This is a genomic window from Cellulosimicrobium protaetiae (genome assembly GCF_009708005.2).
Lineage (GTDB): Bacteria > Actinomycetota > Actinomycetes > Actinomycetales > Cellulomonadaceae > Cellulosimicrobium > Cellulosimicrobium protaetiae.
The window spans coordinates 3,205,909-3,226,538 of the sequence record NZ_CP052757.1 but is presented as its reverse complement, the minus strand read 5'-3'; the positions used below and the strand labels follow the sequence as shown (position 1 = coordinate 3,226,538).

General features: G+C 75.1%; 18 protein-coding genes. 13 read left to right on the top strand and 5 right to left on the bottom strand.

Going from position 1 to position 20,630, the window contains the following annotated elements; translation table 11 throughout:
• Positions 1 to 53 precede the first annotated feature (53 nt).
• From FIC82_RS13835 to FIC82_RS13825, 3 genes are all read left to right on the top strand, one after another.
• Entirely contained in the window at positions 54 to 1,364 is a 1,311-nt protein-coding gene (locus tag FIC82_RS13835; RefSeq protein WP_154798915.1) for a M50 family metallopeptidase, read from the top strand.
• Positions 1,365 to 1,512: 148 nt separating this feature from the next.
• Positions 1,513 to 2,652: a flavodoxin-dependent (E)-4-hydroxy-3-methylbut-2-enyl-diphosphate synthase gene (gene ispG / locus FIC82_RS13830; RefSeq protein WP_021482273.1), complete on the top strand. Its 1,140-nt coding sequence runs from the start codon at positions 1,513 to 1,515 to the stop codon at positions 2,650 to 2,652.
• 91 nt (positions 2,653 to 2,743) lie between these two features.
• Entirely contained in the window at positions 2,744 to 3,622 is an 879-nt protein-coding gene (locus tag FIC82_RS13825) for a GNAT family N-acetyltransferase (protein WP_253691167.1), read from the top strand.
• Positions 3,623 to 3,640: 18 nt separating this feature from the next.
• On the opposite strand, the gene FIC82_RS13820 is transcribed toward FIC82_RS13825, so the two are convergent.
• The gene (locus FIC82_RS13820; RefSeq protein WP_154798914.1) at positions 3,641 to 4,564 is read right to left on the bottom strand and encodes an Fpg/Nei family DNA glycosylase; all 924 of its coding nucleotides are present in this window, start codon (positions 4,562 to 4,564) and stop codon (positions 3,641 to 3,643) included.
• A gap of 33 nt (positions 4,565 to 4,597) precedes the next feature.
• Between FIC82_RS13820 and FIC82_RS13815 the strand changes: the two genes are divergently transcribed.
• On the top strand, positions 4,598 to 6,466 hold the full coding sequence (locus tag FIC82_RS13815) for a proline--tRNA ligase (RefSeq protein WP_154798913.1): 1,869 nt from the start codon (positions 4,598 to 4,600) through the stop codon (positions 6,464 to 6,466).
• A gap of 248 nt (positions 6,467 to 6,714) precedes the next feature.
• Here FIC82_RS13815 and FIC82_RS13810 read toward each other — a convergent pair whose 3' ends face one another.
• Complete coding sequence (locus FIC82_RS13810; RefSeq protein WP_154798912.1) at positions 6,715 to 6,930, bottom strand: hypothetical protein; 216 nt, start codon at positions 6,928 to 6,930, stop codon at positions 6,715 to 6,717.
• Between the two features lie 206 nt (positions 6,931 to 7,136).
• Entirely contained in the window at positions 7,137 to 8,261 is a 1,125-nt protein-coding gene (locus tag FIC82_RS13805; protein WP_154798911.1) for a DUF4439 domain-containing protein, read from the bottom strand.
• Positions 8,262 to 8,411: 150 nt separating this feature from the next.
• Between FIC82_RS13805 and rimP the strand changes: the two genes are divergently transcribed.
• From rimP to FIC82_RS13760, 9 genes are all read left to right on the top strand, one after another.
• The gene (rimP, locus tag FIC82_RS13800) at positions 8,412 to 9,026 is read left to right on the top strand and encodes a ribosome maturation factor RimP (protein ID WP_154798910.1); all 615 of its coding nucleotides are present in this window, start codon (positions 8,412 to 8,414) and stop codon (positions 9,024 to 9,026) included.
• Positions 9,027 to 9,028: 2 nt separating this feature from the next.
• Positions 9,029 to 10,090: a transcription termination factor NusA gene (gene nusA, locus FIC82_RS13795; RefSeq protein ID WP_154798909.1), complete on the top strand. Its 1,062-nt coding sequence runs from the start codon at positions 9,029 to 9,031 to the stop codon at positions 10,088 to 10,090.
• Positions 10,091 to 10,114: 24 nt separating this feature from the next.
• Positions 10,115 to 10,495 carry a YlxR family protein gene (locus FIC82_RS13790; RefSeq protein ID WP_154798908.1) on the top strand — a complete coding sequence of 127 codons (381 nt, stop codon included), beginning with the start codon at positions 10,115 to 10,117 and terminating at the stop codon, positions 10,493 to 10,495.
• A gap of 154 nt (positions 10,496 to 10,649) precedes the next feature.
• Positions 10,650 to 13,523, top strand: a complete 2,874-nt coding sequence (gene infB / locus FIC82_RS13785) for a translation initiation factor IF-2 (RefSeq protein ID WP_168731880.1) — start codon at positions 10,650 to 10,652, stop codon at positions 13,521 to 13,523.
• Between the two features lie 141 nt (positions 13,524 to 13,664).
• Complete coding sequence (gene rbfA, locus FIC82_RS13780; RefSeq protein ID WP_154798906.1) at positions 13,665 to 14,129, top strand: 30S ribosome-binding factor RbfA; 465 nt, start codon at positions 13,665 to 13,667, stop codon at positions 14,127 to 14,129.
• A gap of 4 nt (positions 14,130 to 14,133) precedes the next feature.
• Complete coding sequence (gene truB / locus FIC82_RS13775) at positions 14,134 to 15,126, top strand: tRNA pseudouridine(55) synthase TruB (protein WP_168731879.1); 993 nt, start codon at positions 14,134 to 14,136, stop codon at positions 15,124 to 15,126.
• Positions 15,127 to 15,231: 105 nt separating this feature from the next.
• The gene (locus FIC82_RS13770; RefSeq protein ID WP_168731878.1) at positions 15,232 to 16,266 is read left to right on the top strand and encodes a bifunctional riboflavin kinase/FAD synthetase; all 1,035 of its coding nucleotides are present in this window, start codon (positions 15,232 to 15,234) and stop codon (positions 16,264 to 16,266) included.
• Between the two features lie 2 nt (positions 16,267 to 16,268).
• Positions 16,269 to 16,961 (top strand): ABC transporter ATP-binding protein, encoded by a 693-nt coding sequence (locus tag FIC82_RS13765; protein ID WP_168731877.1) that lies wholly within the window; start codon positions 16,269 to 16,271, stop codon positions 16,959 to 16,961.
• 2 nt (positions 16,962 to 16,963) lie between these two features.
• Positions 16,964 to 18,550 (top strand): DUF6297 family protein, encoded by a 1,587-nt coding sequence (locus tag FIC82_RS13760; protein WP_154798905.1) that lies wholly within the window; start codon positions 16,964 to 16,966, stop codon positions 18,548 to 18,550.
• A gap of 58 nt (positions 18,551 to 18,608) precedes the next feature.
• On the opposite strand, the gene FIC82_RS13755 is transcribed toward FIC82_RS13760, so the two are convergent.
• Together FIC82_RS13755 and FIC82_RS13750 are read right to left on the bottom strand one after the other, a co-directional pair.
• On the bottom strand, positions 18,609 to 19,346 hold the full coding sequence (locus FIC82_RS13755) for an ABC transporter ATP-binding protein (protein WP_154800289.1): 738 nt from the start codon (positions 19,344 to 19,346) through the stop codon (positions 18,609 to 18,611).
• Between the two features lie 84 nt (positions 19,347 to 19,430).
• Positions 19,431 to 20,552 (bottom strand): ABC transporter permease, encoded by a 1,122-nt coding sequence (locus FIC82_RS13750; RefSeq protein ID WP_168731876.1) that lies wholly within the window; start codon positions 20,550 to 20,552, stop codon positions 19,431 to 19,433.
• Positions 20,553 to 20,630 lie beyond the last annotated feature (78 nt).

The following is a 20,630-nucleotide window of genomic DNA, read 5'->3' as shown; positions in this document are numbered from 1 at the left end:
AGCAACCGCTCGGGCGCGTCGAGCGCCCGGGCCGAGAAGGAGCAGAGGGAACGATGGCGACGCTGATCGGCATCCTCGTGATCGTGGTCGGGATCGTCGTCTCGATCGCGCTGCACGAGGTCGGGCACATGGTGCCCGCGAAGAGGTTCGGCGTCCGGGTGAGCCAGTACATGGTCGGGTTCGGCCCGACCCTGTGGTCGCGTACCAAGGGCGAGACCGAGTACGGGTTCAAGGCGATCCCGCTCGGCGGCTACGTCCGCCTCGTCGGCATGTACCCGCCCGCGCCCGCCGGCGCCCGGCCGCGGGGCAACGGCTTCTTCTCGCAGGTCGTCGCCGACGCGCGCGACGCGAGCACCGAGGAGATCCGTCCCGGCGAGGAGCACCGGGCCTTCTACAACCTCTCCGCGCCCAAGAAGGTCGTCGTCATGCTCGGCGGCCCGTTCATGAACCTCCTCATCGCGTTCGTGCTCATGGCGATCGTGTGCGTCGGCATCGGCCTGCCCGCGGTCACGACGACCGTCGGCTCCGTCTCCGCGTGCGTCCCGTCGGTCGTCGCGACCGAGCAGGAGGAGTGCGCCGCCACCGCCGACCCGTCGCCCGCGGCCGCCGCGGGCCTGGAGCCGGGCGACACGGTCGTGTCGTTCGACGGCGAGGAGGTCACCTCCTGGGACCAGCTCTCCGGCATGATCCGCGGATCGGCCGGGCAGGCGACGCCCGTCGTCGTCGAGCGCGACGGCGAGCAGGTCGACCTCACCATCACACCGGTCGACGTCGAGCGGCAGGTCGTCGCCGAGGACGGGACGCCCGTCGTGGACGACTCCGGAGACCCGGTGACCGAGCCCGCCGGGTTCGTGGGCTTCACCCCGACGGTCGAGCGGGAGCCCACCGGGATCGGCGTCGCCGCCGAGGCCACGTGGCAGCAGGTGAGCGGCACGGCGGGGATCATCGTCACCCTCCCCGTCAAGGTCTACGAGGCCGCCGAGGCCGCGTTCACCGACGCGCCCCGCGGCCAGGACTCCGTCATGAGCGTCGTCGGGGTCGGTCGTGTCGCGGTCGACGTCGCGGGGGCGGAGAGCCCGATCCTCGACCGCGTCGTCACGATGCTGCTGCTGCTCGCCGCGCTCAACGTCGCCCTGTTCGTCTTCAACCTCATCCCGCTCCTGCCGCTCGACGGCGGGCACGTCGTCAACGCCCTCTACGAGGGGGCCAAGCGCACGGTCGCGCGCGTCCGTGGCCTCCCGCGCCCCGGCCCGGCCGACCTCGCCCGGATGATGCCCGTCGCGTACGTCATGTTCGTCGTCCTCGTCGGCGTGGGCGCTCTCCTCATCCTCGCCGACATCATCGACCCCGTCCGCCTCACGTAGTCCGGCGTCTCGGCGGGAGGCGTGCGTGGAGGGGGAGCGAAGATGTGCCGGAGCCGCCGGGAAGGTGACGACCCGGACAGGTCCGACGTGCGGCGTCGGACGGCCGACGGGGGATACTAGGGGCGTGAGCGTACCCATCAGTCTCGGAATGCCTGCCGCCCCGCCGCCGGTCCTCGCGCCGCGACGCAAGAGCCGCAAGATCAAGGTCGGCAAGGTGGACGTCGGCGGCGACGCCCCCATCAGCGTCCAGTCGATGACGACGACGCCGACGACGGACATCAACGCCACCCTCCAGCAGATCGCGGAGCTCACGGCGTCGGGCTGCGACATCGTGCGCGTCGCGGTGCCGAGCGCGGACGACGCGCTCGCGCTGCCGGCGATCGCCAAGAAGTCGCAGATCCCGGTGATCGCGGACATCCACTTCCAGCCCAAGTACGTGTTCGCCGCGATCGACGCGGGCTGCGCCGCGGTGCGCGTGAACCCGGGCAACATCCGCAAGTTCGACGACCAGGTCAAGGAGATCGCGAAGGCGGCGTCCGACGCGGGCGTGTCCCTGCGCATCGGCGTGAACGCCGGCTCCCTCGACCCGCGCCTGCTCGCGAAGTACGGCAAGGCGACGCCCGAGGCGCTGGTCGAGTCGGCCGTGTGGGAGGCGTCGCTGTTCGAGGAGCACGGCTTCCACGACTTCAAGATCTCCGTGAAGCACAACGACCCGGTCGTCATGGTGCGGGCGTACGAGCTGCTCGCGGAGGCGGGGGACTGGCCGCTGCACCTCGGCGTGACCGAGGCCGGCCCCGCGTTCCAGGGCACGATCAAGTCGGCCACGGCGTTCGGCGCGCTGCTGAGCAAGGGCATCGGCGACACGATCCGCGTCTCGCTGTCCGCGCCCCCGGTCGAGGAGGTCAAGGTCGGCAACCAGATCCTCCAGGCGCTCAACCTGCGCCCCCGCAAGCTCGAGATCGTGTCGTGCCCGTCGTGCGGCCGCGCCCAGGTGGACGTGTACACGCTCGCGGAGAAGGTCACGGCCGGGCTCGAGGGCATGGAGGTGCCGCTGCGCGTCGCGGTCATGGGTTGCGTCGTCAACGGCCCGGGTGAGGCGCGTGAGGCGGACCTCGGCGTCGCGTCGGGCAACGGCAAGGGCCAGATCTTCGTCAAGGGCGAGGTCGTCAAGACGGTGCCGGAGTCGCTGATCGTCGAGACCCTCATCGAGGAGGCGCTGCGCATCGCAGAGACCATGACGCCGGAGAACGACGCGCAGGCCGGCCCGCCGGTCGTCACGGTCGGCTGACGGTCCCGTGGCCCGTTGGCGTCCGTCCGTCCCGGCCCTGAGGCCGCGGACGCGCGGGGGGGCCGGTGACACCGAGCACGCCCGGGGGCGTGTGCTCGTCGACGCGGACGTCCCGGAGGCGCTGGCGGTGTGCGCGGGCGACCCGGTCGCGTCGACGCTCGCGGCGGCGCGTCTCGCGGTCGCGCAGCACGCGGGGCTGCACGCGGCCGGGGGGCAGGCGTGGGGGTTCCCGGCGGTCGGGCCGCTCGAGGCGGTGTGCTGGGCGGGGGCGAACCTCGTGCCGGTTGTCCCGGCGTCGCTCGAACCCGACCGGACCCGCGCGGCGGTCGCCGCGTTCGCGGTGCTCGCGCGGCACGCCGGGCGGCGCTCGTCGTCGGTCGTGGGCGAGCGCGACGCGGTCCTGGCCCTGTGGGAGCTGCTCGCCCCGCACTGGCCGTCGCCGCGCGAGATCCGCGCGAACCAGCCGTCGCTCGCGATCGACCGCGACCCCGACGTCGAGCCGGACCCCGGCGTGCGGCGCTCCGTCCCCGCCGAGGTCCCCGTCGTCCTCCCGGCGTGCGTGCGCATGTTCACCGAGGAGGTGGGCTACTCGCCCGTCGAGGGCGGCGGGCGCGCGTACGAGGAGCGCGTGCGGTCGCTCGTGCTCGCGGGGCGGTCGTTCGTCCGGCTCGCGGCAGGCGACGGCGGACCGCACGTCGTCTTCAAGGCCGAGCTCGGGGCGGTCACCCCCCTCGTCGCGCAGGTGCAGGGCGTGTGGGTCGACCCGCGGTACCGCGGGCAAGGACTCGCGGCGCCCGGGATGGCCGCCGTCGTGCAGCTCGCGCGCCGGGGCACCCCGGCGGAGGCCGCGCGGCGCCTCGCCCCGCCCGTCGTGTCGCTCTACGTCAACGACTACAACACGCGCGCGCTCGCGACGTACCGTCGCGTCGGGTTCGAGCAGGTCGGCACGTACGCGACCGTCCTCTTCTGACGACCCGCGCCCGGCGCGCTACTTGAGCAGACGCGACATCCGGCGGTCGGCGAGCACCTGACCGCCCGTCTGGCACGTGGCGCAGTACTGCAGGCTGCGGTCGGCGAAGCTCACCTCGCGCACGGTGTCCCCGCACACCGGGCAGGGCAGACCGGTGCGACCGTGCACGCGCATCCCCGCGCGCTTGGCGTCCTTGAGCTCGGCGGCCGGCTTGCCCGACGACGCCGCCACGGCCTCGGCGAGCACCTCGCCCACGGCGGCGTGCACCCGCGCGACCTCGTCCGGCGTGAACGAGCGCGTGAGCTTGAACGGGCTCGTGCGGGCGGCGTGCAGGATGTCGTCGGAGTAGGCGTTGCCGATGCCGGCGATCGACGACTGGTCGCGCAGCAGCCCCTTGACCTGCTGGTTGCGCGCGGCCATGAGCGCACCGAGGGCCTCGGGGGTGAAGCCCGGGTCGAACGGCTCGATCCCGAGCGTCTCGATAGCCCGGACCTCTTCCGGGTGCCGCACGACGTGCACCGCGAGCCGCTTGCGCGTCCCGGCCTCCGTGAGGTCGAACCCCGAGCCGTCGTCGAACCGCACGCGCAGCGCGAGCACTGCGGCCTTCCCGCCGCCGCTGCCGCCGAGCCGGGGACGGACGGGCGTGGTCGGCGCCTTCTCGGACCACCGCAGCCACCCGGCCCGGGCGAGGTGGACGACGAGGTGGACCTCGTCGTCGGGCCCCGGCGAGGGCGGGCCGCCGACGGGCTGCGCGAGGACGAGGTCGAGCCACTTGCCGTGCCGCCGGGCGCCCGTCACGACGCGCCCGACGAGCGCGCCGACGGGCGGGTCGAACGTCTTGAGCGCGGCGATCTGGGCGACGTCGGCGGCGACGACGGTGCGGCCGGTCGCGCGGTCGTCGAGGAACCGGACCAGGGCCTCGACCTCGGGCAGCTCGGGCATGGGGACATCCTCCCCGCCGGTAAGGTGTGCCGCATGTCTTCCGTCACGTCCGGCGCGCCCGCCGCGGCCTCCACCCGCGTCCGGGGCGCCGACCTCCTGCGCCTGTCCACCCTGTTCGTCCGGACGCTGCGCGAGGACCCGGCCGACGCCGAGGTCGCGAGCCACAAGCTCCTCGTGCGAGCGGGCTACATCCGCCGTGCCGCTCCCGGCATCTACACCTGGCTCCCGCTCGGGCTGCGCGTGCTGCGCAAGGTCGAGGACGTGGTCCGCGAGGAGATGGCCGCCGCGGGCGCGCAGGAGGTGCACTTCCCGGCGCTGCTGCCCAAGGAGCCGTACGAGGCGACGGGTCGCTGGTCGGAGTACGGGCCCAACATCTTCCGGCTCAAGGACCGCAAGGAGGGCGACTACCTCCTCGCGCCGACGCACGAGGAGATGTTCACGCTCCTCGTCAAGGACCTGTACTCGTCGTACAAGGACCTGCCGCTGACGATCTACCAGATCCAGACGAAGTACCGCGACGAGGCGCGTCCGCGCGCGGGTCTCATCCGCGGGCGCGAGTTCGTCATGAAGGACGCCTACTCGTTCGACACCACGGACGAGGGTCTCGAGCGCTCGTACGAGGCGCAGCGCGCGGCGTACCGGCGCATCTTCGACCGGCTCGGGCTCGAGTACGTGATCGTGGCTGCGACGTCGGGCGCCATGGGCGGCTCGCGCTCCGAGGAGTTCCTCACCCCGACGCCGATCGGCGAGGACACGTTCGTGCGCTCGCCCGGCGGGTACGCGGCGAACGTCGAGGCGGTCGTCACGCCCGTGCCCGAGGCGGTGGACTACGCGGACGCGCCCGCGGCGCACGTCGAGGACACCCCGGACACCCCGACGATCGACTCGCTCGTCGCCCTCTCGAACGAGCGCTTCCCCCGCGCGGACCGCGCGTGGACGGCGGCGGACACGTTGAAGAACGTCGTGCTCGCCCTCACGCACCCCGACGGCCGCCGCGAGGTCGTCGTCGTCGGTCTGCCCGGCGACCGCGAGGTCGACCTCAAGCGCGTCGGCGCGGCGTTCGAGCCGGCCGAGGTCGAGCCGGCGACGGACGCGGACTTCGCCGCGCACCCCGAGCTCGTCAAGGGCTACATCGGCCCGCAGGCGCTCGGCCCGAACGTCCGTCGGGACGTGCCCGCGGACGTCGCCGAGGGCGAGGAGCCCGAGCGGCACTCCGTGCGCTACCTCCTCGACCCGCGCGTCGTCGCGGGCACGCGCTGGATCACCGGCGCGAACGAGCCGGGTCGGCACGTGTTCGACCTCGTCGCCGAGCGCGACTTCGCCGCCGACGGCACGGTCGAGGCCGCCGAGGTCCGCGCGGGCGACCTCGCGCCCGACGGCTCGGGCCCGCTCGAGCTGGCCCGCGGCATCGAGATCGGCCACATCTTCGCGCTCGGGCGCAAGTACGCCCAGGCGCTCGGCCTCACCGTGCTCGACGAGAACGGCAAGCAGGTCGTCGTGACCATGGGGTCGTACGGCATCGGCGTGACCCGCGTGCTCGCGGCGCTCGCGGAGGCCAACCACGACGACGCCGGTCTCGCGTGGCCTGCGCACGTCGCCCCGGCGCACGTCCACGTCGTCGCGACGGGCAAGGACGCGAGCGTGTTCGACGCGGCCGAGCGCCTCGCGACCGAGCTCGCCGCCCGGGGCGTCGAGGTGATCTACGACGACCGGCCCAAGGCCGCGCCCGGCGTGAAGTTCAAGGACGCCGAGCTCCTCGGCGTGCCGCTGCTGCTCGTCGTGGGTCGCGGCCTCGCCGACGGCGTCGTCGAGGTCCGCCCGCGCGTGGGTGAGGCCGTACAGGTCGCCGTCGGGGACGCCGTCGAGCACGTCACGGCGCAGGTGGCCGAGCTCCTCGGCTGACACGACGCGGCGTCGGAGGCGCCCCGGTCCGGGTGCGGTGGATTCCCGTGGTCGTCGCATCACGGGGTGTGGTGCCGCATGCCGTGCAAGGATCCTGGTGGTGATGGTCTCGTCGTTGAGAAGAGGCGTCGGGCTCCTTGCCGGGGCTCAGACGTGAGCCCGTCGAGGCGCTGGGCCAGCTGCGGCTGGCCCGGCGTCTCCACGGACGGGACGCCTGCTCGTGGGGTGCCGGATACGGCACGCGGTGGTCAGCCGATGTAGACCCGGCAGTGCGGGCACACCCGGACGGTCTCCTTGGCGTCGAACCCCGAGATCGTGCACAGGTGCTCGCAGACGATGCTCACGTGGTGCGGGATGGCGGAGGTCGGGATCGCGCCCCAGGCGATGACGTGCAGGACGCGGGCGCGGGCAGGTCCGCCGCAGTCGGGGCACACGACGCTGATCCATTTCTCGATGACACTCATACGGAGTCCATCGCTCGACAGTACGCCCACCCCGCGTTCCCCGAGGGAGCGAGGTGCCTGCCCCTCTCCGCGCACCGGTCCGGGTCAGGGACCGGCGCGCCTCCGTCGTCCCGGGGAGCGTCGGGGCGCGCCGGCCCTGCACGGGTCACGTGCCGACCGGGTGACGGCAGCCGGGGGTCGCCCCGTCCGACGGGGGCTCCGGGGGCTCAGCCGGCGGCCTGCTCCGGGAGGCCGGGGAACGCGACGGGTGCCTCACCCCACGCGACAGCGCTCGCCCACGAGTCGACGAGGAGGGTGAGGGCCTCAGCCCGGGACGTCGGCGCCGCCGTGGCGACGAGGCCCGCGTACGTCTGCGCGAGGCCCGCTTCCACCTGGCGGGCCAGGTCGGCGAGGTCCGCGTCGGGCAGCACGTAGGCGACGCGGCGAGGGTCCTGCGCGGTGCCGTCCGTCCCGGCCGCGAGGGCCCACGCCTGGCCGCGGGCCCGGTGCTCGGCGGCGCGGGCGACGGCCGCCGTGCGCGCGTCACCCTCGGACTGCGCGGCTCGCACCTCGTACGCGTACCCCGCGGCGTCCTCGGACCCGACCAGCGTCGCGAGGTCGGCCGCGCCGATCCCCGCGGGCGCCTGATCGACCGGAGCGGCCGTCGTCACGAGCCCGTCCGCGGCGGTCGACCCCGTGAGCGCCGCGAGGCGCCGCGCGGAGACGTGCTCCGAGGCGGCGACGGACGCGAGGAGCCGGGCGAGCCCGGCGTCCGTCGACGCGTCGGCCGAGGCGCCCGTGCGCTGAGCCGCCTCGACGAGGGCGACGACGACGTCGTCGGTCGTGGTGACGTCGTCACCGGTGGTGGGGGCTTCGGTCGCGTCGTCCTCCGTTCCCCCGCCGTCGGTCCCGGTGGCGCCCGACGTCTCGTCGTCCGCAGCGGCCTCGTCGCCGGCCGGCGGGGGACTCGGCGCGACGTCGTCGTCACCGGGGAGATCGAGGTCGGCCAGGCCGGAGTCGTAGACCCCGCCGAGCGCGTCCGCGTGCTGCTCGGCGAACGCGGCGACCTCCTCGAGCGCAGCGAGCGTCGTCGGGTCGGTCACTCCCGGCGTGACGTCCGCCACGAGGTCGGCGACCGCGAGGGCGTCGTCCACCGCAGCTGCGCGGAGCACCTCGACGGCGTCGGGCGAGAGCTCGGTGGGGGGCGGGGTCTCCAGCCGGACACCGCACCCGGCCGCCAGGGCGCCGGTCGCCAGGACCGACAGGGCTGCGAGCAGCCGGGCGCCCCGTCGGGCCGTCCGGCTCCGGCGGGCTCGGGTCGCGGCGGCCGCCGCGGTCGCGTGGGGGGTCATCGGGGGCGATGATGTCACGTCCGGGGCCCGTGAGTCGTTAGGCTGGTCCCCGGTCGAACGTCCCGACGAGCGGATCGTCGGGAGACCCCGAGACAACAACACACCGGTCGTCTTCCGTACCCGGCGTGGGACACGGACAGGAGCTGAGTCATGGCAGGGCAGGCGGGCGGTCAGTCCGGCAGGGCACCCGGAGGCGACGCGGCCACGCACGCGCTCCGTGAGAGCGTGCGGGAGGCCATCGACCCGGTGGTCCGCGGCGCGGGCCTCCACCTCGAGGACGTCACGGTGTCGCGCGCCGGCGCCCGGTCGGTGGTGCGGGTCGTGCTCGACCTCCCGGACGACGTCGAGGGCAACCTCGACCTCGACACCGTGGCCGAGGCGACGCGCCCGATCTCGACGGCGCTGGACGCGGTCGACCCGCTCCACGGTGCGTACACGCTCGAGGTCTCGACGCCCGGCACCGACCGCCCGCTCACCGAGCCCCGCCACTTCCGCCGCGCCCGCGGTCGCCTCGTCCGCCTCGTGCTCGCCGACGGCGGCACGGTCGAGGGGCGGCTGCGCACCGGGTCGGAGGTCGACCCCGACCTCGTCCTGGACGTGCCCGGCAAGCGCGGGGTCGTGACGGAGCGCGTCGTGCCCCTGGCAGCCGTGGTCCGCGGGCAGGTGCAGGTCGAGCTCAAGCGCGCCCTCGAGGCGGACCTGCCCGAGCTCGACGACACCGACGGCTCGACCGACGAGACGACCGCCCACGACGAGGAGGCCTGACGATGGACGTGGACATGAGCGCGCTGCGCCTGCTGGAGCGCGAGAGGGACATCAGCCTCGACGTCCTGGTCGCCGCGATCGAGCAGGCCCTGCTCTCGGCCTACCACCGCACCCCGGACGCGTACACGCGCGCCCGGGTCGAGCTCGACCGCAAGACCGGGCACGTCACGGTGTGGGCGCGCGAGGAGCTGCCCGCTCCGGAGACCGACGACGAGGACGCCCCGCGCGGCCCGGTCGAGCACGGGCCGGAGTTCGACCACACGCCCGCCGACTTCGGCCGGATCGCGACGTCGACCGCGCGCCAGGTCATCGTCCAACGCCTGCGCGACGCCGAGGACGACCAGATCCTCGGCACGTTCCGCGGCAAGGAGGGTGAGGTCCTCGCGGGCGTCATCCAGCAGGGTCGCGACCCGCGCGTCGTCCTGGTCGATGTCGGCGGCACCGAGGCGGTCCTCCCGCCGCACGAGCAGGTGCCGACGGAGGAGTACGTGCACGGCGAGCGCCTGCGCGCCTACGTGCTCGAGGTGGCCCGCGGAATGAAGGGCGCGCAGATCACGTTGAGCCGGACGCACCCGAACCTCGTGCGCAAGCTCTTCGAGCTCGAGGTGCCGGAGGTCGCCGACGGGTCGGTGGAGATCACCGCCATCGCCCGGGAGGCCGGGCACCGCACGAAGGTCGCGGTGCGCTCCCGCGTCCCGGGCCTCGGCGCGAAGGGTGCCTGCATCGGGCCGATGGGCTCGCGCGTCCGCGCGGTCATGGCCGAGCTGCACGGCGAGAAGATCGACATCGTCGACCACAGCGACGACCCCGCGCAGTTCGTGGCGAACGCGCTGTCGCCGGCTCGTGTGTCGTCGGTCACGGTCGTCGACGAGGTGGCCCGGGCCGCGCGCGTCGTCGTCCCGGACTTCCAGCTCTCCCTCGCGATCGGCAAGGAGGGGCAGAACGCCCGCCTCGCCGCCAAGCTCACGGGGTGGCGCATCGACATCCGCTCGGACGAGGGCGGCGCACCCTCGGCCGGGTCCGACGGAGGCGCTCCCGCAGGTCCTCGCGCCGAGGGCCGGTAGCCGCAGGGCGTGGGACGGTCACGGATGACGGGACGGCGCGGTAGACTGTCCTCGACCGGGCCGCGCGCCCGCACCTCGACCATGCCCCAGGACACCACGACCCGCCCCGTACCCACGGACTCGGGTCCTGTCCGCACGTGCGTCGGATGCCGGGAACGCGACCTGCGGTCAGCTCTTCTCCGTCTGGTCCTCGACCGGTCCGGTGCGAGCACCGACGAGCCCCGGCTCGTGGTGGACGCCGGGCGGTCGCTGCCGGGTCGCGGTGCGTGGCTCCACGCGTCGACCCGGTGCCTCGAGACGGCGGAACGCCGGCGGGCCGTCCCGCGGGCCCTGCACGTCGCCGGGCCCCTCGACCTCGCCGCGGTCCGCGGCGTCATCGAGGCCCGGCCCGGAGAGCACGGCTGAGCCATGCGTCACGGTCCCGTCCGGGGCCGCACTGCACGACACGTCGACAAGGAAGCGGGTTAGAAGCCGATGGGCACCCGATGAGTACCCAGCGATGAGCACCCAGCACTAACGACGGTCCTCCCTGTCCGGGGCGGGCCGAGACAGGAGAGTTGTGGCAAAGGTCCGCGTCTACGAGCTCGCGAAGGAGCTCGGGGTGGAGAGCAAGACCATCATGACCAAGCTGACGGAGCTCGGTGAGTTCGTCCGCTCGGCATCCTCGACCATCGAGCCACCGGTGGTCCGCAAGCTGCGCGACGCCTTCCCCGCCGGGGGCGGCGGCGCGAGCAAGCCCGCGGCGGCACCCGCCGCGCGGCCGGCCGCGCCCAAGCCGGCCCCGAAGCCCGAGGTGAAGGCCGAGCCGGTCGCACCGAAGGCGGAGGCGCCCGCGCCCCAGCCGGCGGCACCCGCCCCGGCGAAGCCGGACGCACCGGCGAAGGCCGAGAGCCCGGCGCCCGCCGCGCCCGCGGCACCGAAGGCTCCCGCGCCGAAGGCTCCTGCTGCCGAGCGCCCCGCGCCCGCCCAGAAGCCCACCGCCACGCCCAAGCCGGGTGGCGGTACGAACGCGCCCGCCCCCCGTCCGGGTGGCACGAGCGCGCGTCCCGGCGCCCCGCGCCCGGGCAACAACCCGTTCGCCTCCAGCCAGGGCATGCCCCGGCAGGGCGGCGGTCCGCGTCCGGGTGCCCCGCGCCCGGGCAACAACCCCTTCGCGTCGAGCCAGGGCATGCCCCGGCCCGGCTCGCGTCCCGAGCGCACCGAGGGTGCCGCGGCGGCGTCGGGCGAGCGTCCGGGCGGCCCCCGCCCGGGTGGCCCCCGTCCCGCCCCGCGTCCCGGTGGCCCGCGCCCGAACCCGGGCATGATGCCCGGCCGCACCTCGATCGGTCGTCCCGGTGAGCGTCCCGCTCCCGGTGGTCGTCCCGGTGGTGGTGGCGGCGGTCGTGGAGGTGGCGGCGGCTTCGGTGGTCGTCCCGGTGGCGGTGGCGCTCCCGGTGGTGGCGGCGGGTTCGCCGGCCGTCCCGGTGGCGGTGGCCGCGGTGGCGCGGGTCGTGGCTCCACGCAGGGCGCCTTCGGGCGCGCCGGCGGTCGTCCGGTCCGTGGGCGCAAGTCGAAGCGGGCGAAGCGCCAGGAGTTCGAGCAGATGCAGGCGCCGTCGCTCGGCGGCGTGCAGGTTCCTCGCGGCAACGGCAAGACCGTCGTCCGCCTGCGTCACGGCTCGTCCCTGAACGACTTCGCCGACAAGATCGACGCGAACCCCGCGAGCCTCGTCACGGTCCTGTTCCACCTCGGTGAGATGGCGACGGCGACGCAGTCGCTCGACGAGGACACGTTCGGCACGCTCGCGGCCGAGCTCGGTTACGTCATCGAGATGGTCTCGGCCGAGGAGGAGGACCGCGAGCTGCTCGGGTCCTTCGACATCGACCTGGACGCGGAGCTCGAGGCCGAGGGCGACGACGAGCTCGAGGCGCGTCCTCCGGTCGTCACCGTCATGGGTCACGTCGACCACGGAAAGACCAAGCTCCTCGACGCGATCCGTCAGACGGACGTCGTCGCGGGCGAGGCCGGCGGCATCACCCAGCACATCGGTGCGTACCAGGTGCGCCACGAGCACGAGGGCAACGACCGCGCCATCACCTTCATCGACACCCCGGGTCACGAGGCGTTCACCGCCATGCGTGCCCGTGGTGCGCAGGTGACGGACATCGCGATCCTCGTCGTGGCCGCGGACGACGGCGTGATGCCGCAGACCATCGAGGCGCTGAACCACGCCCAGGCGGCGAACGTGCCGATCGTGGTCGCGGTGAACAAGGTGGACAAGGAGGGGGCGAACCCCGCCAAGATCCGCCAGCAGCTCACCGAGTACAACCTGGTGGCCGAGGAGTACGGCGGCGACACCATGTTCGTCGACGTGTCCGCCAAGCAGAACATGGGCATCGACGACCTCCTCGAGGCCGTCCTGCTCACGGCCGACGCCTCGCTCGACCTGCGCGCGAACCCGGACAAGGACGCGCGCGGTGTCGCCATCGAGGCGAACCTGGACAAGGGCCGCGGCGCCGTCGCGACCGTGCTCGTCCAGTCCGGCACTCTGCACGTCGGCGACGCGATCGTCGCCGGCACGGCCCACGGCCGCGTCCGCGCGATGTTCGACGAGCACGGCAACGCCGTGACCGAGGCGGGCCCGGCCCGTCCGGTGCTCGTGCTGGGTCTCGCGTCGGTGCCGAGCGCCGGCGACACGTTCCTCGTGGCGCCCGACGAGCGCACGGCCCGTCAGATCGCCGAGAAGCGCGAGGCCGCCGAGCGCGCCGCCCTCCTGGCCAAGCGCCGCAAGCGCATCAGCCTCGAGGACTTCACGCAGGCCCTGCAGCAGGGCAAGGTCGAGACCCTCAACCTCGTCCTCAAGGGCGACGTGTCCGGTGCCGTCGAGGCCCTCGAGGACGCGCTGCTCAAGATCGACGTGGGCGACGAGGTCGAGCTGCGCGTCATCCACCGCGGTGTCGGTGCGATCACGCAGAACGACGTCAACCTCGCGACGGTCGACAACGCGATCATCATCGGCTTCAACGTGAAGTACGGCGAGCGCGTCGAGGACCTGGCCGAGCGCGAGGGCGTCGACGTCCGCTTCTACTCGATCATCTACCAGGCGATCGAGGACGTGGAGGCCGCGCTCAAGGGCATGCTCAAGCCGGAGTACGAGGAGGCCCAGCTGGGCACCGCGGAGATCCGCGAGATCTTCCGCTCCTCGAAGTTCGGCAACATCGCGGGCTCGATCGTCCGCTCGGGCGAGATCCGCCGCAACGCCAAGGCGCGGGTCCTGCGCGACGGCAAGGTCATCGGGGACAACCTCACGGTCGAGTCGCTCAAGCGGTTCAAGGACGACGCGACCGAGGTCCGCGAGGGCTTCGAGTGCGGTATCGGGCTCGGCTCGTTCAACGACCTCCAGGTCGGTGACACGATCGAGACGTTCGAGATGCGGGAGAAGCCGCGTTCCTGACGCTCGTCACGCCCGGGGGCGGTCACGGTTCGTGGCCGCCCCCGGGCGTTTCTCTCCCCGGATCCCGCCGGGCCGGCGGGGACCGTCCGGCGTACGGTCGTCGGGACCGTCGCCGGTCGCACGGCACGAAAGGAAGAAGAGATGGTCGACCACCCTCGGGCGAGGAAGCTCGCCGACCGCATCAAGGAGATCGTCGCGCAGATGCTCGACACGCGGATCAAGGACCCGCGCCTCGGGTTCGTCACGGTGACGGACGTGCGCGTGACCGGTGACCTGCAGAACGCGTCCGTGTTCTACACCGTGTACGGCACGGACGAGGAGCGGGCCGGGACGGCCGCCGCGCTGGACAGCGCGAAGGGCCTCATCCGGTCCGAGGTCGGCAAGCAGACGGGGATCCGCCTCACGCCGACGATCGAGTTCCACCTCGACTCGGTCCCGGAGACGGCGGCGCACCTCGACGCCGCGCTCGTCGAGGCCCGTCGTCGCGACGCCGAGCTCGCGGCCCTGCGCGAGGGCAAGGCCTTCGCCGGGGACGCCGACCCGTACCGGTCGTCGGAGGACGCCGAGGCCGACGCCGGCTCCGACGCCGGCGACGACCGGGGCTGAGCGCGTGGGCGGACGCCCTCCCGCGACAGACCGTCCGGCACGACGACCCGTCGCGCCGGACGGTCTCGTCGTCGTCGACAAGCCGGGCGGCTGGACGAGCCACGACGTCGTGGGGCGCGGGCGCCGGCTCGCGGGCACCCGCAAGGTCGGGCACGCCGGCACGCTCGACCCGATGGCGACGGGCGTCCTCGTGCTCGGGGTCGGCCGCGCGACCAAGCTCCTGACGTACGTCGTGGGAGCCGACAAGGACTACGACGCGACGATCCGCCTGGGCGCCGCCACGACGACCGACGACGCCGAGGGCGAGGTCGTCGCGCGCGCCGACGCGTCCGGCGTGGGGCGCGCCGACCTCGACCGCGCGATCGCCGACCTCACGGGCGAGATCCTCCAGGTGCCGAGCACCGTGAGCGCGATCAAGGTCGACGGGAAGCGCGCCTATGCCCGCGCCCGCGCGGGCGAGGACGTCGCGCTCGCGGCGCGCCCCGTCGTCGTCTCGCGCTTCGAGGTCCTCGACGTCCGCCCGGTTCGCCCGGGGGAGGCGGCACACGAGCCCGTCCTGCCCGACGACGCGTCCCCCGCCCTCGACGTCGACGTCGCCGTGACCGTGTCGTCCGGCACGTACGTCCGCGCGCTCGCGCGCGACCTCGGCGCGGCGCTCGGGGTGGGCGGGCACCTCACGGCCCTGCGACGCACCCGTGTCGGCGGGTACGGGCTCGACGTCGCCTCGACCCTCGAGGAGCTCGAGGCTCAGGCCGACCGCGACGGCGTCCTCGCGACGCTGCCGCTCGCCGCGGCCGCCCGTGCGACGTTCCCCGTGCGCGACCTCACGCCCCAGGAGGCCACGGCGCTGTCGTACGGGCAGTGGATCCCCGCGACGGGGACGCCGGGCACGACGGCGGCGGTCTCCCCGGAGGGCGAGCTCGTCGCGCTCGTCGAGGACACGCGTCGCGGTGGCGCCGACCTCGCGAAGCCCGTGCTGGTCCTGGCGCCCGCCTGACGCGCTCGGTTCGGCGTCGGCGCCGTGGCGTGGCAGTCTTGTCCAGCGGCGCCGACGACTCCCTGCCGGCCGCCCGACCCACCCCCTCACCGGAGGAGTTCTCGCGTGCACCTGTGGACGGACCTGAGCCAGGTTCCCCCGGGTTTCGGCCCGTCGGTCGTGACGATCGGCAACTTCGACGGCGTCCACCGCGGCCACGCCCAGGTGCTCGGCCGGATCGTCGACCTCGCCCGTGCGCGTGACGCGCGCGCCGTCGCCGTGACGTTCCACCCGCACCCCGCGGTCGTGCACCGCCCGGAGAGCGCGCCGGAGCTCATCACGGGGATCGCGGACCGGGTCGAGCTCCTCGCCGCGACCGGCCTCGACGCCGTCCTGCTCGTGGAGTACACGCTCGAGTTCGCGCGCCAGACCCCGGAGGAGTTCGTGCGCACCTTCCTGGTCGACGGGCTGCGGGTCGGCACGGTCGTCGTCGGGCACGACGTGCGCTTCGGCCGCGACAACGCGGGCACGATCGAGACCATGGTCGAGCTCGGGTCGCGGTTCGGCTTCGAGGTCGTCGCGATCGACGACGTCGGGCAGCACCAGGGTGTGCCGGTGACCGACGAGGCGACTCCCGGCGACTCGCAGGTCCGCTGGTCGTCCACGGGCGTGCGTGCCCTGCTCGCGGCCGGCGACGTGCGCGAGGCGGCCCGCATCCTCGGTCGGTCGCACAGCGTGCGGGGCACGGTCGTGCACGGCGACGCGCGGGGCCGCGAGCTCGGCTTCCCGACGGCGAACCTCGGCGCGATCAGCGGCATGGTCCCGGCCGACGGCGTGTACGCGGGGTGGCTGGAGCGCCCGCAGCTCGCGGGCGCCGACCCCGAGCACGCCGACGTGCGTCTCCCGGCCGCGATCTCGATCGGCACCAACCCCACCTTCGACGGCGTCGAGCGGCGCGTGGAGGCGTACGTCCTCGACCGCTCCGACCTCGACCTGTACGACGAGGACGTCGTCCTCGAGCTGGTCGAGCGGCTGCGCCCCACGCTGCGGTTCGACGGCATCGATCCGCTCGTCGCGCAGATGCACGACGACGTCGTCCGCGCCCGCGAGATCCTCGCCGGAGCCGGCGGGGAGCCGGTCGCGACGACCCCGGGGGCCTGACCGTGGCGGCCCAGGCACCCGTGCTCGAGGCGCGCGCGCTCCGTGTCGGATACGCCGACGTGGCCGTGTGCGCGCCCGTCGACCTCACCGTGCGCCCCGGGGAGCTGGTCGTCGTCATCGGCGCGAACGGCAGCGGGAAGTCGACGCTCCTGCGCACCGTGCTCGGTCTGCAGCCCCCGCTCGGCGGCACCGTCCGTGCCTTCGGCCGCGACGTGGACGAGCGCGAGCGCGGCTTCCGCGCCCGGGTCGCGGGCGTGCTCGACGACGACGCGTTCTTCCCGGCGCTCACCGTGCGCGAGCACCTCGTCCTCGTCGCGCGCGGGCACGGGGTGGTCGGCGCGGGCGCGGCGGTGGACGAGCTCCTGGACCGGTTCGGGATCGCGGAGCAGGGGAGGTCGCTGCCCTCGGCGCTGTCCTCGGGCCAGCGCCGTCGCTTCCTGCTCGCCTCGGGTCTCGTGCGGCCCCGCGAGCTGCTCGTGCTCGACGAGCCCGAGCAGCGCCTCGACCCCGGGATGCGGGAGCGTCTCGCCGGGCTGCTGGTCGACGACGCGCGCAGCGGCGTCGCGGTCGTCCTCGCCACGCACGACCCGGAGCTCGTCGCGCGGACGGGCGCGCGCGGCCTGCTGGTCGGTGACGGCGCGTGCGTCGCGCTCGACCCGGCGGACACCCACGACGCGCTCCTGGCGGTGCGCTGATCGTGACGGACCCCGACGGGCCACCGGCGGCGACGCACCCCGTGGAACCGGGCACCCAGACGGTCGGTGCCCTGCGGACGGACCCCGACGAGCTCCTCACCGGGCGCGAGCTGCGACGTCTCACCGCGCGTGCCGCGGCCGCGCGAGCCGACGCCGGCCCGGGGGAGATCGTGGTGGACGTCGCCTACGCGGTCGTGTCCGTCGCGCTCGCCACCGGCTGGGTCGTCGGGCTCGCCTCGATGCTGCGCTCGACCCTCGACCCCGGCGCGACGGCCGGGACGCCGGTGCTCGGGCCGGGCGCGGTCCAGGCGCTCGGGGCCTCCGCACTGCTCGCCTTCCTCACCGGCACGGCCGTGCGCCTCGGCCCCGTGGGTGCGGGGAGCGGCGGGGTGCGCTGGTGGGTCCCGACGCCCGCGGACCGGCGCGGGCTGGTCTCGCCGTCGTTCGTCCGGGCCGTGCTGCTGGGTGGCGTCCTGGGCGCGGTCGGCACCGCCGCGGTGTCCGTCGCCGCGGGGCTCGACGTCGCTCCCGCGCTGCGCGCCGCGCTCACGGGCGGCGCGCTCGGCCTCCTGCTCGTGGCGGTCGCGGGTCTCGTGCAGCCGTCCCCGCGCGCGTCCGGCGCCCTCGCTCGCGCGAGCGACGTGGCCGTCGCGGCCGTGCCGGTCGCGGGCCTCGCCCTCGTCGTCGCGGGACGCTCCGGGCTGCCCGCTCTCGCCGCTCCACCGCTGGTCGCGCTCGGGCTCCTCGCGGTGGCCGCGGTGCTCGTGCTCCGCTGGTGGCGGGACCTGGAGTCGCTCGGCGCGACGGTCCTGCGCGCGCAGAGCTCCGTCGCGGACCAGGTGGGCGGCGCGGTGCTCTCGTTCGACACGCGCGACCTCGGCCGCGCGCTGCGCCGCGCCGGGGCGGCGCGGGTGCGCGTGCGACGACCGCACCGGTTCCGCGCGGTGCGCGGGGCGTTCGGCGCGGTCGTCGCGGCCGACCTCGTGCTCCTCGGGCGCAGCCCGTCCGCCCTCGCGCAGCTCGTCGGGCTCGGGGCGCTGACGGTCGTCGCGCAGCAGGTCCCCGGCCTCGGGTCCGGGTTCGGTCTCTTCGCCGTGCTGGTCGCGGTGGGGCTCGGCGCGGCCGTGCTCGGGGCGGAGGGCGCGCGCACCGCGGAGATGGCGCCCGTCGTCGACACCCTCGTGCCGCTCGCCGCGCGCTGGACCCGGCTCGCGCGCGCCGTCGTCCCGACGCTCACGGCGGCCGTGTGCCTCCTCGCCGGGTCGGCGCCGCTCGTCGTCGCGTCGGGCGACGCGCGCTGGGCGGCGCTCGCGACGCTCACGGCCGTCGTGCAGGGAGCCGCCGCCGTGCGCAGCGCCTACCGCGAGCCGCCGAACTGGGGCGGCCCGCTCCTCGCGACCCCCGCGGGCGGCGTGCCCACGGGGGCTGCCGCCGTGCTGCGCAAGGGCCCGGACGTCGCGGTCCTCGGCGCCGTCCCCCTCGGTGTCGCGCTGCTCGTGGGCACCGCGGGCTGGGGAGCCGTCCTCGCCCAGGCGCTCGTGGCCGTGGTGGCGCTCGCGGTCGCGACCCACGTGCGCGCGGCACGCTGACGGGCGCCGCTCCGCCGTCGGGACCTGAGCCCTCGCCCGGCGCGTCAGGCCTGCGACCTCAGACCCGGGCGGGTGCCGGGGCCGCGACGAGGCGCCCGTCCGCCATGTGCACGCGCGCGTCGACGGGGTCGAGCGTCGCCTCGTCGTGCGTGACGAGCAGCGTCGCGGCGTCGAGCTCGCGCGCGAGCCGCACCACGAGCTCGACGACCTGCACGCCGCGCTCGTGGTCGAGCGCGGAGGTGGGCTCGTCGACGAGGAGCACCTCGGGGTCGTTCATGAGCGCGCGCGCGATCGCGACCCGCTGGCGCTGACCGCCCGAGAGGTGCTCCGGGCGGCGGTCCGCGCGGTCGGCGACCCCGACCGCGTCGAGCAGGGCGAGCGCGTGCGCGCGGCGCGACGCCGCGGGTCGGCCCCGCAGGTGGCTCATGAGCTCGAGCTGCTCCAGCACGGTGAGGGAGGCCACGAGCTGCGGCTGCTGGAACACGATCCCGATGCGCTCGCGGCGCAGGGCGGCCGCCCGGTCGGCCGCCCGTCGCGCCCGACGGCGGGCCCCGCGACCCGTCGCCGGGGCGCCGGGTCCGGAGAGCGGCGCGGCGACGACGTCCTCGCCGACCCGCACGACTCCCGACGTGGGCGGGGTGAGGGTCGCGGCGACGGCGAGCAGGCTGGACTTGCCGGCTCCGGACGGGCCGAGGAGCGCCGTCGTGGTGCCCGAGGGCACGGTGAGCGAGACGTCGTCCACGGCGACGAGGACGCCGTCGCCGTCGGGGTAGGCGAGGCGGATGCGGTCGAGCATGAGGTCCACGGGGAGCTCCTGGGTTCTCGGGTCGGGTGCGGGGATGTCGGCGACGGTCGGGGGCGAGGGGAGCGGGACGCCGGGTCAGCGCGCGGCGAGGGCGGCGTGCGGGTCCACGCGCGCGACACGCGTCACCGCGAGCACCGCCCCGATCCCGCCGAGCGCGACGAGCACGACGGCGGGGGCGAGCGTGGTCGAGAGGTCGACGACGACGGGCATGACTCGCGCGGCGAGCAGCCCCGCCCCGGTCGCGAGCGCCGTGCCCAGCCCGACGCCGACGGCGAGCACGACGCCCGCCTGCCCGATCGCGTCGCGCAGGAGGTAGCGCGTCGAGGCACCGAGCGCGCGCAGCACGGCGACGTCGCCCGCGCGCTGGATGGTCCAGACGGTGAAGAAGGCGCCGACGACGAGCGCGGAGATGGCGAGGAGGAACACCTGCATGAGCGTCAGCGAGAGGTTCTCGGCGGTGAACGAGGAGATGGCCGAGCGCGCCTCGCGCGGCGTCGCGGTGACCGTCCCGACCTCCGCGTCGGTCGCGACGAGCGCGTCCGCCGACGGCGGGTCGTCGCCGAACCGGAGCGCGACGACGGTCGCGGTCGGGCCCTCCTGCGCGTCGCCCGCAGCGGTGCCGCCGCGCGCGCCGACCGCCTGCCAGTCGTCGAGGGAGACCCACACGACGGGCGTGTGGGCGAAGTCGGCCTCGACGTCCGCGACCGCGGCGACGCGCAGGTCGAGCGGGCCGGCGCCGACCCGGTCGCCGACGTCCGCGCCCAGGGCGTCGGCGGCGCCGCGCGAGAGCACGACCGTCCCGGCGGAGACGTCGGCGTCCCCGCCACCCGCCCCCGGCACCAGGCCCGATCCCGGTCGGACGCCGAACGCGGTGACGGCGGCGGTGCTCTCGCCGGACGCGCGCACGGTCGCGACGCCGAGCGGCTCCGCGGCCCGCACGCCGGGGAGGTCGGTCCAGGCCTCCTGCTGCGCGGCGGTGACCTCGGACTCGGTGAAGGTCGGCGAGGCGCCCTCGGCCGGGGGCGAGAACGCGACCCGGTCCACGGGCAGGCCGGTCACGGCGGACGTGCTCGCGCGGCCGAGGCCGGCGGTGAGGGCCGCGAGGAACGCGACGAGGAACGTGATGAGCGCGACGACCGCGATCATGAGCGCGAAGCGACCACGGGCGTGGCGCAGGTCGCGCAGGGCGAGGAACACGGGGACGACCTCCGAGGTGTCGGGTGGCAGGGGCAGACGGGCGGGTGCGGGCGGACGGCGTCCCGGTCTCCCGTCGAC

Coding starts and splice junctions, on each gene's coding strand:
- FIC82_RS13835 (WP_154798915.1), top strand. CDS start 54: ATGGCGACGCTGATCGGCATCCTCGTGATCGTGGTCGGGATCGTCGTC.
- ispG (WP_021482273.1), top strand. CDS start 1,513: ATGCCTGCCGCCCCGCCGCCGGTCCTCGCGCCGCGACGCAAGAGCCGC.
- FIC82_RS13820 (WP_154798914.1), bottom strand. CDS start 4,564: ATGCCCGAGCTGCCCGAGGTCGAGGCCCTGGTCCGGTTCCTCGACGAC.
- FIC82_RS13815 (WP_154798913.1), top strand. CDS start 4,598: ATGTCTTCCGTCACGTCCGGCGCGCCCGCCGCGGCCTCCACCCGCGTC.
- FIC82_RS13810 (WP_154798912.1), bottom strand. CDS start 6,930: ATGAGTGTCATCGAGAAATGGATCAGCGTCGTGTGCCCCGACTGCGGC.
- FIC82_RS13805 (WP_154798911.1), bottom strand. CDS start 8,261: ATGACCCCCCACGCGACCGCGGCGGCCGCCGCGACCCGAGCCCGCCGG.
- rimP (WP_154798910.1), top strand. CDS start 8,412: ATGGCAGGGCAGGCGGGCGGTCAGTCCGGCAGGGCACCCGGAGGCGAC.
- nusA (WP_154798909.1), top strand. CDS start 9,029: ATGGACGTGGACATGAGCGCGCTGCGCCTGCTGGAGCGCGAGAGGGAC.
- FIC82_RS13790 (WP_154798908.1), top strand. CDS start 10,115: ATGACGGGACGGCGCGGTAGACTGTCCTCGACCGGGCCGCGCGCCCGC.
- rbfA (WP_154798906.1), top strand. CDS start 13,665: ATGGTCGACCACCCTCGGGCGAGGAAGCTCGCCGACCGCATCAAGGAG.
- FIC82_RS13755 (WP_154800289.1), bottom strand. CDS start 19,346: ATGCTCGACCGCATCCGCCTCGCCTACCCCGACGGCGACGGCGTCCTC.